This is a genomic window from Agrobacterium sp. S7/73 (genome assembly GCF_019355535.1).
Classification (GTDB): Bacteria; Pseudomonadota; Alphaproteobacteria; order Rhizobiales; family Rhizobiaceae; genus Agrobacterium; species Agrobacterium tumefaciens.
Genome location: NZ_CP072136.1, coordinates 1917315 through 1930467 on the forward strand (window position 1 = coordinate 1917315; position 13153 = coordinate 1930467).

A 13153-nucleotide genomic window follows, 5' to 3' on the forward strand; every position below is an offset into this window, starting at 1 on the left:
GCTTTCCAGAGCCGCCGCCCTGCTGTCGGCTTCCGGCAGTGCCCGGAGCAAATGATGGCCACCAAGAAAAAAACCATTTCGGCGGATTCCAGCAATCCCACGCAGACCCTCATCAACCTCTGGCCCTACATGTGGCCGGAAGGCCGCCTTGACCTGAAAATGCGGGTAATCTGGGCGACGGCGTTTCTCGTTGTCGCCAAGCTGGTGCTGATCCTCGTTCCCTATTTCTTCAAATGGGCAACGGATGCGCTGAACGGCAAGCTGGACATGGTCGGGCTGGTTCCGGCCTTCCTGCTCGGTGCTGTCGCGCTTGTCATCGCCTATAATCTGACGCGGCTAATACAGGTCGGGCTCAACCAGCTGCGCGATTCGCTGTTTGCCAGCGTCGGCCAGCATGCCGTGCGCCAGCTCGCCTATAGAACCTTCGTGCACATGCACCGGCTTTCCCTGCGCTTCCATCTGGAGCGCAAGACCGGCGGGCTTTCACGGGTTATCGAGCGTGGGACCAAGGGCATCGAAACCATTGTCCGTTTCACCATTCTCAACACCGCACCGACCTTCATCGAATTCCTGCTGACGGCGATCATTTTCTGGACCTCCTACGGCTTTTCCTATGTGCTGGTCACGGTTGTCACCGTCTGGGCCTATATCTGGTTCACCGTGCGGGCCAGCAACTGGCGCATCTCCATTCGCCGCGCCATGAACGACAGCGATACCGACGCCAACACCAAGGCGATCGATTCACTTTTGAACTTCGAAACCGTCAAATATTTCGGCAATGAGGAGATGGAGGCGAAGCGCTTTGACGTCGCCATGGAGCGTTACGAAAAATCGGCGATCTCGATATGGACGTCGCTCGGCTGGCTGAACTTCGGCCAGGGCGTGATCTTCGGCATCGGCTCCACTGTCATGATGGTGATGTCGGCGATGGCCGTGCAACGCGGCGAGCAGACCATCGGCGATTTCGTGTTCATCAACGCGCTCCTGCTGCAGCTTTCGGTACCGCTGAACTTCATCGGTTTCGTCTATCGTGAAATTCGCCAGGGATTGACCGACATCGAACAGATGTTCGAACTTCTCGAAGTCGAGGCTGAGGTTACCGACAGGGCGGATGCGAAGCCGCTTGTGGCCGGACCGGGTGCCATTTCCTTTCGCGACGTGCATTTCGCCTACGATCCGGAAAGACCGATCCTGAAGGGCATTTCCTTCGATGTGCCTGCGGGCAAGACGGTGGCGATCGTCGGTCCTTCGGGTGCCGGAAAATCGACGATCTCGCGGTTGCTTTATCGTTTCTACGATATTCAGGAAGGCGCCGTCACCATCGACGGGCAGGACATTCGCGACGTGACGCAAAAGAGCCTGCGCTCGATGATCGGCATGGTGCCGCAGGATACCGTGCTGTTCAACGATACGCTCGCCTACAACATCCGTTACGGACGCCCTTCGGCAACGACCGAGGAGGTCACGGCAGCGGCGGATGCGGCCCAGATCAGCGCCTTCATCAGCAAACTGCCGGAGGGTTACGCCACCATGGTTGGCGAACGGGGCTTAAAACTTTCCGGCGGCGAAAAGCAGCGCGTGGCGATTGCCCGAACCATTCTGAAAGCGCCGCCGATCCTCATTCTCGATGAAGCAACCTCTGCGCTGGACACCCATACGGAACAGGAAATCCAGAGCGCGCTTGATATCGTTTCGAAAAACCGCACGACGCTGGTCATCGCCCACCGCCTCTCCACCGTCATCGGCGCTGATGAAATCATCGTGCTGAAGGAAGGTTTAATCGCCGAGCGCGGAACCCACGCCTCGCTGATGGCACAGAACGGGCTTTATGCCTCGATGTGGAGCCGCCAGCGCGAAGCCATTCGCGCAGAGGAAATGCTGCGCCATGTTCGCGAAACCGACGATCTTGGCGTTGTGGACCGCGGCGAACCCGCGCATTGACGGGCATAAACCCCTGACAACAGGGCGGCACACCAACCGGACCATTGCCGGGCGGGGAGTTTGGCTGTAACCAGCTAAGCGAACTTTGTCGCATGCCCGTATGGATGATGTCGTATCACGACCATATACAGACGCGGCAGGCGGAAACCGGAGCAAGGAAACTTATGAATCTGTTCGACACCATTCGCAACACCATCGTACCGATCCACAAGGAAGGCTACGTCTTCGTGGCCGCCTTCTTCGTCGCATCGCTGGTGCTCGGCTGGATATCCGAACCGCTGTTCTGGGTCGGTCTGGTGCTGACGGCCTGGTGCGCCTACTTCTTCCGCGACCCCGAGCGCGTGACGCCGCAGGATGACGACCTGATCATCAGCCCTGCCGATGGCAAGGTGTCCGCCATCCAGACCGTCGTTCCGCCGCTGGAGCTGGAACTCGGCAAGGAGCCGATGGTGCGCATTTCGGTGTTCATGAACGTGTTCAACTGCCATGTGAACCGCGCGCCCGTGCGCGGCCGTATCGTCAATGTCGCCTACCGCCCCGGCCTCTTCCTCAATGCGGAAGTGGACAAGGCCTCCGAAGACAATGAGCGCAACGGCCTCGTCATCGAGACAGCGCATGGCAAGGTTGGCGTGGTGCAGATTGCCGGCATGGTCGCCCGCCGTATCGTCTGCTGGGTCAAGCCGAATGAACCAGTTGATGCCGGCGAGCGTTTCGGTCTTATCCGTTTCGGTTCGCGCCTCGATATCTTCCTTCCCGAAGGTTTTCAGCCGCGCGTTTCGGTGGGCCAGACGGCAATTGCCGGCGAAACGGTTCTGGCCGAGTTCGGCTCCGCCAAGGGTCCGGTCCTTAGCCGTCGCGGCTGACGAAAACAGGAAGGGCATGCGCCATGGAAACGCCGATCTCGGAGCCGCAACAGAACGGAAAACATGAGGGCCGCAACGACAGCGGCCGTGGGCCGCGCCTGAGGGAAATTCCCTTTCGCCTCGTGATACCCAACCTCATCACCGTTCTGGCCATCTGCGCGGGCCTGAGCGGCGTGCGCCTCGCCATTGAAGGCCGGTTCGAGCTGGCCGTGGGCATGGTGCTGCTTGCCGCCTTCCTCGACGGCATCGACGGGCGCATCGCCCGGATGATGAAGGCGACATCCAAATTCGGCGAACAGATGGATAGTCTGGCCGACATCGTCAATTTCGGCGTCGCCCCTGCCCTCGTCGTCTATATCTATATGCTCGATCAGGCGCGTTCGATAGGCTGGATCGCCGCCCTCATCTACGTGATTGCCGCAGGCCTTCGTCTGGCGCGCTTCAACGTCATGATCGAGCGCCCGGTGAAGGCGCCGTGGCAGAACGAATTTTTCGTGGGCGTTCCGGCGCCGATGGGCGCCATGCTGGTGCTCCTGCCTGTTTATCTCGGCTTCCTTGGTGTCGAGCCAGGCAAGCCCTTCGCCTATATCGCCGCCGCCTACACCGTGTTGATCGGTTATCTTCTCATCAGCCGCCTGCCGGTCTGGTCGGGGAAGTCAGGTACCAGCCGCATTCGCCGCGATCTGGTGTTGCCGATGATCCTCGTCGTCGTTCTTTACGTCGCGATGCTGATGAGCTTCACCTGGGAGGTACTGGTTCTGACGGTTGCTGCCTATCTCGTGTTCATCCCCATCAGCGCCCGCCTCTGGCACCGCCGTTATGGCACGCTGACGATTGAGGAAGACGCGCATGACGACGCCAATGGCGGCAACGGCCTCGATCGCGGTATTTGAAACCGCAGGTATTATTTTTCTCCCCCGAACCGTCGTTTGACGTGACACAAAATGTCGCAGCCCGAAAAGCGAGCTTCGCTTTCTTTCGCCTCGAATCCGTCAAGATTACCGACGAAAGAAGTAGCTCACACGCATCGAAACGGCGATTTACGTGAATTGTGGAGAAAGAGAAATGACGAACGAGACGAAGGCACAGCCGCAGGCGAAGCCCGACCTCAACAGCCACTACCGACCGCTCGGACTGAAGGCCGTTGCGGCCGCAGCCCTGATGCTGAAGCGCAAGCCCGCCGCCAAAACCGCTTGAAAACATTCGCTTTTCTTAAAAGCATAGCATCCAAGGCCTCGCAGACTTTGCGATGGTAACGGTCAATCCGAAAAAACATCCGGTTAAATGTGCGGCGCTAATATTAGCGCCGTCTCCATTTGTGCGGCCCCCATCGAGAACCGCATAACCGGCCTGTTTTATAAAACTTCCCGATCTGTAACGAAGCTGCAACCAAAACGAAGTAAAGTATTCGACTTCCACGGGACGACTGTACGGATAGTCTCGCATCGACTACTGAGCATCAAAAAAATTTCTACTTTAGCGATTCTTCCTGCTACAGCGAACAAGGCCGATTTTCGATGCCGTTGACAGGCGGTATCGGACCAATTCGGATGTTGCGGGAAAACCAACGAAGACGGGCCATGGGGGGCTTCATACGGCATGCAGGATAAAATCCTTCTGATTGAAGATTCCGTTGCTCTTTCCATGCTGCTGAAGTCGCGGCTTTCGGAGGAAACGGCAGCCGAAGTGATCCATTGTGACAGCATGGCGCAGGCCGATATCCTGCTGCGCGCCCATGATTTCACGCTGGCACTCACCGGTCTCAATCTGCCCGATGCGCCGAAGGGTGAAATTCTCGCACTTCTTGCCGACCACAAGGTGCCGGCGATCGTCTTCACCGCCACGGTGGATGAGGAGGCGCGCAAGCGCTACGCCGAAAAGAAGATTATCGACTACATCGTCAAGGATGGCCATCGCACCGTTGATGCCGTGGTGAAAACGGTCGAGCGGATTTTGACCAACAGACTGTTTTCCGTGCTGGTGGTGGATGACGTGCGGACAGCGCGTTCCGGCCTCGTGGAAATCCTCGAACGGCAGAATTTCAGGGTCAGCGAAGCCCATTCTGGCAAGCAGGCGCTGGAAATCCTGTCGCAGGACCCATCGATTCAGCTCGTCATCACCGATTACCATATGCCTGACATGGACGGCTACGAGCTGACGCGCCGCATCCGCGACAGCCGTTCCTCGGAAGACCTGCGGGTCATCGGCATCTCGTCCTCCACGGACCGGCTGCTTTCGGCAAGCTTCCTCAAGGCCGGAGCATCGGATTTCGTCTACCGTCCCTTCGTGCCGGAAGAATTGCAGTGCCGCATCGACAACAATATCGAAACGCTGAAACAGCTGAAACGGCTGCGTGAACTGGCAGAGCGGGATCATCTGACCGGTCTGCCGAACCGCCGCTCCTTCTTCGAGCGTACGCGGGCACTGATGGACGTCATCAACGACAATGACGAGAACGGCGCAGTCGCCATTCTCGACATCGACCATTTCAAGAAGATCAACGACACACTGGGGCATGATGCCGGCGACAGGGCGCTGAAGAAGCTTGCCGAACTGCTGCACGACATGTGCCATGAGCAGCGCCACATTCCCGCGCGCCTTGGCGGCGAGGAATTCGCCGTGTTCCTGCGTGGGCTCAATGCGCATGCCGCCTATCAATTCTGCGAAGAGCTGCGCGGTGCCGTCGAAAAGAACGGCCGCCAGCTGAGCGGCAGCAGCCTGGCGCTGACGATTTCGCTCGGCGTCGTGGAAATCGAAAAGGGCGAACCCTTCGACAATCAGCTCAATGCCGCAGACCAACTGCTCTACCTCGCCAAGGCGAACGGCCGCAACCGCGTCTATTCCGACATCATGATCCAGGAAGGCCTGCAGAAAATCGGGCGGAACGGGTAAGACGGGCGCAGGATGGTCAACTGTGGAGTGACCGGGTCGATCCGCGATGACCAGCCTCGAATGCCAGCAAGCACATCAGAACAATGACATCTGGCCATCATCCTTAGGTAGCCTCATTTTCGCGAGCGGCGCGCTTTCCGGCACCGGCTCGATAAGGTCAGCGCCGACATTGGCGACCTTGTTGACCTTGTCCGATACCGGGATCATCTCGAAAAAATCATCCTGAACCGAGCGCATCAGGTCGGCCACCTCGCGCGGCTCCTGCGTCTTGCAATCCAGCCAGCGGCTGAAATCCTCCGGCGCGATTACCACCGGCATACGGTCGTGAATGCGGCCGATTGCGGCGTTGGCAGCGGTGGTTAGGATGGCGCCGGTATCGACCTCGGACCCGTCAGCGGAAGACCACGTCTCCATGAGGCCGGCAAAGGCGACGATGCCGCCGTTCTTCGGGCGGATGAAATAGGGCTGCGGCTTGCCGCCCTCCTCCTTCGGCGGGCGCCGCCATTCGTAAAAGCCGGTGGCAGGCACCAGCACGCGGCGATGGCGCATGGCAGCTCGAAAGGATGCCTTGCCGATGGCCGTTTCCGAACGCGCATTGATGAGGAGGGGAAAATCCTTCGGGTCCTTGACCCAGCCGGGCAGAAAACCCCAACGCACCAGCATGGCCCGCCGGTTGGGCAGGTTACTGCCGCGCTCCTGCCGTTCACCCTCCAGCACGATCAGGATCGGCTGTGTGGGCGCGATGTTGAAACGGGCAGGAAAATCTTCAAGGCCGATCAGGTCAAGATAATCGGCAATCTCTTCCGGTGTCGCTTTGAGTACGAAACGTCCGCACATCGTCTGCTCCTCAGGCCCGGGGACCGAATAAAATGATAGCCGTGCCCGCGAGGCAGACGGCACCGCCAGCGATATCCCATCTATCCGGTACTTGCCCCTCAACGCCCCAGAGCCAGAGAAGCGATGCGGCAATGTAAATCCCGCCATAGGCGGCATAGGCCCTGCCCGCGGTCTCGGTCGGCACCAGCGTCAAAGCCCAGGCGAAAGCGGCGAGCGCCAGCATGCCTGGCAGCAATATCCAGCCCGTCTTGCCAAGCTTCAGCCAGGCCCAGAAGGAAAAGCAACCGGCGATTTCCGCAACAGCGGCCAGGGCATAAATAAGATAGACCTTCATTCCACCGTCTTCTGCGTGCACAATCGATGCGATTCCCGAATATACTATCGGTATTCCCTGACCAATATAGACAGGCCCAAGACGGCTTAAACAAGCGAAACCATTCATGACCCTTCGTATCAAGCCCCGCCCCGCCTCCTCCGCCATCGTCCGCAATGGAGATCGGCTGCTGCTCGTGCGCCGTATAAATCCGCCGTCGAAAGACATGTTCGCCTTTCCGGGCGGGCGCGGCGAAGAGGGTGAAACGCCAGCCGAGACGGCGCTGCGCGAACTTCAGGAGGAAACCGGTATCGTCGCGCGTAAACCGCAGCTGTTTGCGACCTATGACCTGCCGTCGCGCGACCCCGAAGGTGCGCTGACGAGCCACTATTTCCTCTCCGTCTTTACCGTGGAAACGGACGCGGACCCGGCGGTGACGGCGGCCGACGACGCGGCGGATGCAGGCTGGTTCACATTGTCGGAAATCCGCCGGTTGCCGGCACCGGAAAGCGTCGTCGAATGCGCCGAGCGGCTGCTTGCGTGATTGCCAGCCAGCCAGAATCGCTATTATCTAGAGGATGTCGCGCAACACTGTGCAGCAGTTTTGCGATAACGACATGATATAGACCTAAAGCTGACGGGGCGGTCTGAAAGACCGCGATGGCTTTAGGACCAATCCGCCCGCCGGGTGTTCACGAGTATGTGTGGGGCAGAATAAAATTTTGATACGGCCAACCATTTTCCTGTCTTTTTTCCTGACCATTCTTGCACCCGCCGGGCAAGACGGCGTCGCTCATGCGCAGCCTTCGAAGGCTGCTTCCAGTGACGTTCGCCCGCCGGAAGTACAACCGCCCAAACCCGCTCCCTATGACGACAGGCTGGCACGGCTGTCGGAGATATTGGGGGCGGTGCAATATCTGAGAACCCTGTGCCCTTCCTCCGGTCCGGAGGACTGGCGCAAATCAATGAGCGATCTTCTGGCGGCCGATACGGCCAACGAACCTGAAAGGCGCCAGCGCATGACGGCTGCATTCAACCGTGGATATCGTTCATTTGCGGCCATCCACAGCAGTTGCACACGCGCCGCCGTCATGGCAGAAGAGGGCTACCGTAACGAAGGGGCAACACTCGCCCAGGAAATTGCGTCCAGGTTCGGAAATTAGCGGATTGTTAACCTCTTTTCGCCGCAGCCCGTGCCGTTTTGATAAAAGGCTGCTAGTGTTGTTAACAGGGTGGTAAGGACTTGCCCGCCCTGTCGAGGATGAAAAATGCAGACGAGCCGTAACGAAATCGACGACATGATCGTGCATGAAAAGATGCAGGTCGCTCTGGAACACCAGAACGAGGCATGGGCTGACGGCATGGCCGACGGCATCGAGCCGGAGATCATCGCCGATGCCGCAATCGCTCTGGCCATGCGCGAAACCATCCGTATGCACGGCGAAGCCGGTGCTGAAGCAATGCTGGAATCGCTGCGCCAGCGCATGCTTGAAGGCGAATTTTCCCCGCAGCGCGTGATACAGTAAAGTCGGGGTCTGTCATGTCTTGCCTGAGCAAGGGGCTTTTGCGCTCTTCCGCCATGCTGTCCATCTTGGCTGCCTTGACCGCCGGGTCCATTGGCTTGCCCAGCCGCGCCTTTGCGCTTTCCGAGCTGAAACCCGCACAAAATACCGAAGGCGAGCCGCAAGCCCAAAGTGGCGAACAGCCGCAACGGCCCCAGGCTCCCGAGCCCGACGAGATCGAAGGTGATTCGGACGGCATTCCACTGCCCGACCCTCTGGTCGACCGTTCCGCCGGTCAATCGACCCAGCAACCCGCCAAGCCGGGCAACACGCCGGAAATGTCGGTCGTTATCGAGCATGATATTTCAAAGGCGCCGGAAGCTGTGCGCAAGCTTCGCCAGCAGATCATCGACGCCGCCTCTTCGGGCGATATCGAAAAACTGCGGCCTTTCATCGCCGCCAGCGACAAGCAGTTCCGTATCGACGGCAATGACAGCGACGACCCGATCGCAGCGCTGAAAAGCTACTCTGGCGACCCCGACGGTCTGGAAGTGCTGGCGATCATCATCGATCTGCTTTCCACGGGTTATGCCCATGTCGACGCCGGCACCCCGGATGAAGCCTATGTTTTCCCCTATTTCTCCGGAAAGCCGCTCAATACGCTGACTGCGCCGGAAAAGGTAGAGCTGCTGCGCATCATCACGGCGGGCGATCTGGCTGATATGCAGGAATACGGTAATTACAGCTTTTACCGCATCGGCATTTCGCCCGATGGCAAGTGGAAGTTCTTCACCGCCGGCGATTGATCGCGCGGCGGTGCTTGCCGTTCTTTTGCAAAAATCCTAACTGTGCGGCATGAGCAATTCAGCAGAACCGCGTCGCGGTTCTGCAAATGGAACTGCGCGAAAACAAAAAGAGAGCATTTCTTCAGATTGCCTCGGGCAGCCCACAGCAACCCTGGCCGGAAATGCTTTCGATGAACCGAACGGTGATGCCATGCCTTCCGCCTTTCTTGCCGACCGCCGCCTGATCAGAGTTTCCGGCACGGGTGCCGAAGAGTTTCTGAACAATCTGATCACGGCCGATGTTGAAAACCTGCCGCAAGGCGAGGCGCGCGCCTCGGCACTTCTGACGCCGCAGGGCAAGATTCTGTTCGATTTCCTGATCGCGCGCGATGGGCCGGATTATCTGATCGAGTCGGGCGCTGCCGAACAGGATGCGTTGCTGCGCCGCCTGACCATGTACAAGCTGCGCGCGCCCGTCGATCTCAAGGCCGAACCGATAGAAGGCGTCAGCGTTTTCTGGAGCGAAAGCGTGCCGGAGGCGGGCGCGAAGGACGGCCGTTTCGGCAAGGCCGGCATCAATCTGTTCCGCGTGCCGGGTGCTTCGGCCTCCGGCGACATAACGGCATATGATGCCCTGCGCATTGAGTACGGAATTGCCGAATCCGGCCGGGATTACGTGTTGCAGGATGCTTTTCCGCATGATGTGCTGATGGATGTGAATGACGGCGTCTCGTTCAAAAAGGGTTGCTTCGTCGGTCAGGAAGTCGTCTCGCGCATGAAACATCGCGGCACGGCAAGACGGCGGGTCGTCACCGTTTCGGCTGAAAGCGCGCTTCCCGCAACCGGAACCGAAATCACCGCCAATGGAAAACCGGTCGGGGCGATTGGAACCGTTTGCGGCAACACGGGACTTGCCATCGTGCGGACAGACCGCGTTGCCGATGCGCTCGCCTCCGCCACGCCGCTCATTGCCGAGAATGTTCCCGTGACTGTGGCCTTGCCGGCCTGGAGCGGCATCTCCTTCCCCGTCGTCGATCCTGCGGTACAGGCGGAGGAATAGGCGTGGCGTCCGCTAAAAGTCCGCGCGCCTGGCAGCGCATGCTTTCTGGACGGCGGCTCGACCTGCTCGACCCCTCACCGCTCGACGTAGAAATCGCCGATATCGCGCATGGTCTTGCCCGCGTCGCCCGCTGGAACGGCCAGACGCGCGGCGATCACGCCTTCTCCGTCGCCCAGCATAGCCTCATCGTGGAGAACATTTTCTGCCGCATATGTGCGAATGCGACGCCCGACGATATGCAGATGGCGCTTTTGCACGACGCCCCGGAATATGTCATCGGCGACATGATCTCGCCGTTCAAATCCGTGGTCGGCGGCGGTTATAAAACCGTGGAGAAAAGGCTGGAAGCGGCCGTGCATCTGCGCTTTGGCCTGCCGCCGCATGCCTCGCGCGAGCTGAAGGACCGCATCAAGAAAGCCGATACGGTTGCCGCCTTTTTCGAGGCGACGGAGCTTGCCGGTTTTTCCATTGCCGAGGCACAGAAATTCTTCGGCCTGCCGCGCGGCATCACCCGCGATATGTTCGACATTATCCCGCTTCCCTCGACCGAGGCGCAGAAGCGGTTCGTTGAACGCTTCGAGGCGATCGAGGCGATGCGCGTGGTCAAAACCGGCAACGCGGCTGGAGGAGTTAAATGACTTCTATCGTCGTATCGCCGCTGTCGCGGATCGCGGAAATGGCCGTGAAGCACAAAGCCCGTGAAATGGTGACGCTGATCGCAAAGGAGCAGACCTTTCACCGCCCGGCGGTGATCTCAGCCGAAAGGCACCTGACCCTTGCGATGAACGACATCAGCTTCAAGGGCACCGGCGATCTCATCGCGCCAGACGATGCGCATGTGCTGCGGCTGATCGATTTCGCCCGCGAATGGGACCAGTCCGCACCGCTTCTCATCCATTGCTGGATGGGCGTGTCGCGCTCTCCTGCCGCAGCCGTCATTGCAGCACTCAGCCTTTATCCGGATCAGGACGAGATGGCGCTTGCGCTCAGCCTGCGCACCGCCTCACCTTACGCCACCCCCAATGCCCGCATCATCGCAATCGGGGACCGGTTGCTTGGGCGGGATGGCAGGCTGGTGGCGGCAATCAAGACGATCGGCAGGGGCGCGGATACGGACGGCAACGTACCCTTCGTGCTGCCTCTCTCCAACTGACGGCTCCGTTTTTGGCGGAACCCCTGCGGCATCCAGTCGTTACCAAAGTAGAACAGCAATAAGAATCACGGGATAATTCATGGAACAACAGGCAACGGATATCATCGTCGCATCGCAGGCAGCGGTACGGCAGGCGAGCACGCTGGCGGTGCAATATTCCTTTTCGATCATCGGTGCGCTTCTGCTTCTGATCATCGGCTGGCTGGCCGCGACTTTCCTGCAGCGCTGGGCTTTTCAGGGTCTGTCCCGCATCCGCGGCTTCGATGCGACGCTTGCCGGTTTCTTTGCGGGTGCCATCCGTTACGTGGTGCTTATTCTGGTGCTGGTCATGGTGCTTGGCCAGTTTGGTGTACAGACGGCCTCCATTCTTGCGGCACTCGGCGCTGCCGGCCTCGCCATCGGCCTGGCGCTTCAGGGCACATTGCAGAACATCGCCGCCGGTATCATGCTTCTGGTGCTGCGTCCCTTCCGGGTTGGCGAATATATCGAGACTGGCGCCGTGAGCGGCACGGTGATCGAAATCGGCCTGTTTGCGACCGAGCTTAAAACCAGCGATGGGCTTTACCGCCTTGCGCCAAATTCCACCCTGTGGAACGTACCAATCACCAATTATAGCCGCTTTCCCTCACGCCGCCACGAATTGAGCCTGACGGTTAAGAGCGACGAGGATCTGGCTGCGGCACAGGACATGCTGATGCGTGTGGTGCGCTCGGAAAGCCGGGTACTGCTGGACCCCGCCCCCGTTACCTTCGTCGATTCGGTCAGCGCCGACAGCGCCACCGTGAAATTGCGCTACTGGGCGCGTAGCGACAATTACTTCGCAACCACGCGTGACGTGACGAAGGCAATGAAGCTCGCTTTCGATGAGCGCAAGTCGGAATTAACCGGGCAAACCGCGTGAATTAAGAGCGTCCCAGCCGCTCCCTTCTCCATGCAACTTTTTCCCATATGAAAGCAGGCCCTGAGCCGGCTTTCACCATTTTTCGCGCAAGGGTGGCGGCAGGCGCTCTTGCGTCTGGCGCAGGACGTGTTTATACGACTTATGCGTAATGTTATTACATAACTTACCCTTCGATTTATAACCACATAAGGGCCAGAAGAATGCAAAAAACCATCACCCGCGTCACCGGCGCGCTTGCAATCGGTTCCATGCTGCTGATGACAGCCCCGGCACTGGCGGCCGGAAAAGACAAGACGTCCACCGCGCATAGTCACAGCCACGATCACAGCCATGGCCAGACCGAAGCCGAGAAACAGATCTACAAGGGTTACTTCGAGGATGCGCAGGTGAAGCCACGCATGCTTTCAGACTGGGAAGGTGACTGGCAGTCAGTCTATCCCTATCTGCTGAACGGTTCTCTCGACGGGATCATGGCGGAGAAGGCAGCCCACGGCGACAAGACAGCAGCCGAATATCGTGCCTATTACGAAATTGGCTACAAAACGGATGTCAATCGCATCACCATCAAGGGCGACAACGTGGCGTTTTATAAGGAAGGCAAACCAACGCAAGGCACTTATGTCAGCGACGGCCAGGAAATCCTGACCTACAAGAAGGGTAATCGCGGCGTGCGGTACATCTTCAAAAAGACCGGCGGCGATGCGGATGCACCGCAATTCATTCAGTTCAGCGATCACACCATCGCGCCTAAAAAAGCCGGCCATTACCACCTCTACTGGGGCAATGACCGCAGGGCGCTTCTGGACGAGGTGACCAATTGGCCAACCTATTATCCGTTCCAGATGGATGGCCCTGAGATCGTCGAGGAAATGGCGGCGCATTAAGACCGCACTCTTCCTGGTTTTC

Annotated in this window: 16 protein-coding genes; 14 read left to right on the top strand and 2 right to left on the bottom strand. The window is 59.0% G+C overall.

From position 1 onward, the window contains the following. The first annotated feature begins 54 nt into the window (after positions 1-54). From J5276_RS09470 to J5276_RS09485, 5 genes are all read left to right on the top strand, one after another. Positions 55-1941: an ABC transporter ATP-binding protein/permease gene (locus J5276_RS09470; protein WP_112154974.1), complete on the top strand. Its 1887-nt coding sequence runs from the start codon at positions 55-57 to the stop codon at positions 1939-1941. A gap of 164 nt (positions 1942-2105) precedes the next feature. Further along, positions 2106-2804 carry a phosphatidylserine decarboxylase gene (locus J5276_RS09475; RefSeq protein ID WP_003512305.1) on the top strand — a complete coding sequence of 233 codons (699 nt, stop codon included), beginning with the start codon at positions 2106-2108 and terminating at the stop codon, positions 2802-2804. A 23-nt stretch (positions 2805-2827) separates the two neighbouring features. Next, the gene (gene pssA, locus J5276_RS09480; protein ID WP_003512304.1) at positions 2828-3697 is read left to right on the top strand and encodes a CDP-diacylglycerol--serine O-phosphatidyltransferase; all 870 of its coding nucleotides are present in this window, start codon (positions 2828-2830) and stop codon (positions 3695-3697) included. A gap of 172 nt (positions 3698-3869) precedes the next feature. Then, positions 3870-4001 carry a hypothetical protein gene (locus J5276_RS30355; RefSeq protein ID WP_003496883.1) on the top strand — a complete coding sequence of 44 codons (132 nt, stop codon included), beginning with the start codon at positions 3870-3872 and terminating at the stop codon, positions 3999-4001. Positions 4002-4403: 402 nt separating this feature from the next. Next, positions 4404-5696, top strand: a complete 1293-nt coding sequence (locus tag J5276_RS09485) for a PleD family two-component system response regulator (RefSeq protein WP_174011307.1) — start codon at positions 4404-4406, stop codon at positions 5694-5696. 75 nt (positions 5697-5771) lie between these two features. On the opposite strand, the gene J5276_RS09490 is transcribed toward J5276_RS09485, so the two are convergent. Next, positions 5772-6533 carry an SOS response-associated peptidase gene (locus J5276_RS09490; RefSeq protein WP_013635816.1) on the bottom strand — a complete coding sequence of 254 codons (762 nt, stop codon included), beginning with the start codon at positions 6531-6533 and terminating at the stop codon, positions 5772-5774. A 10-nt stretch (positions 6534-6543) separates the two neighbouring features. After that, positions 6544-6867 (bottom strand): YnfA family protein, encoded by a 324-nt coding sequence (locus J5276_RS09495; RefSeq protein ID WP_026330795.1) that lies wholly within the window; start codon positions 6865-6867, stop codon positions 6544-6546. Positions 6868-6973: 106 nt separating this feature from the next. Between J5276_RS09495 and J5276_RS09500 the strand changes: the two genes are divergently transcribed. The 9 genes from J5276_RS09500 (at position 6974) to J5276_RS09540 (ending at position 13131) form a co-directional block, all read left to right on the top strand. Then, positions 6974-7390, top strand: a complete 417-nt coding sequence (locus J5276_RS09500) for an NUDIX hydrolase (protein WP_003512297.1) — start codon at positions 6974-6976, stop codon at positions 7388-7390. A 178-nt stretch (positions 7391-7568) separates the two neighbouring features. Further along, positions 7569-8009 carry a TIGR02301 family protein gene (locus J5276_RS09505; protein WP_112154975.1) on the top strand — a complete coding sequence of 147 codons (441 nt, stop codon included), beginning with the start codon at positions 7569-7571 and terminating at the stop codon, positions 8007-8009. A gap of 105 nt (positions 8010-8114) precedes the next feature. Beyond that, positions 8115-8372, top strand: coding sequence for a hypothetical protein (locus J5276_RS09510; protein WP_003496894.1), 258 nt, complete (start codon positions 8115-8117; stop codon positions 8370-8372). A 14-nt stretch (positions 8373-8386) separates the two neighbouring features. Continuing rightward, positions 8387-9154, top strand: a complete 768-nt coding sequence (locus tag J5276_RS09515) for a hypothetical protein (protein WP_026330794.1) — start codon at positions 8387-8389, stop codon at positions 9152-9154. A 190-nt stretch (positions 9155-9344) separates the two neighbouring features. Next, on the top strand, positions 9345-10193 hold the full coding sequence (locus J5276_RS09520; RefSeq protein ID WP_112154983.1) for a folate-binding protein YgfZ: 849 nt from the start codon (positions 9345-9347) through the stop codon (positions 10191-10193). 2 nt (positions 10194-10195) lie between these two features. Next, complete coding sequence (locus J5276_RS09525) at positions 10196-10831, top strand: YfbR-like 5'-deoxynucleotidase (protein WP_162632955.1); 636 nt, start codon at positions 10196-10198, stop codon at positions 10829-10831. Next, positions 10828-11346: a tyrosine phosphatase family protein gene (locus J5276_RS09530; RefSeq protein WP_019565367.1), complete on the top strand. Its 519-nt coding sequence runs from the start codon at positions 10828-10830 to the stop codon at positions 11344-11346. The genes J5276_RS09525 and J5276_RS09530 overlap by 4 nt, the downstream gene beginning before the upstream one ends. Positions 11347-11425: 79 nt before the next feature. Continuing rightward, positions 11426-12247: a mechanosensitive ion channel family protein gene (locus J5276_RS09535; RefSeq protein WP_025592915.1), complete on the top strand. Its 822-nt coding sequence runs from the start codon at positions 11426-11428 to the stop codon at positions 12245-12247. A gap of 200 nt (positions 12248-12447) precedes the next feature. Continuing rightward, on the top strand, positions 12448-13131 hold the full coding sequence (locus J5276_RS09540; RefSeq protein WP_112154976.1) for a metal-binding protein ZinT: 684 nt from the start codon (positions 12448-12450) through the stop codon (positions 13129-13131). Positions 13132-13153 lie beyond the last annotated feature (22 nt).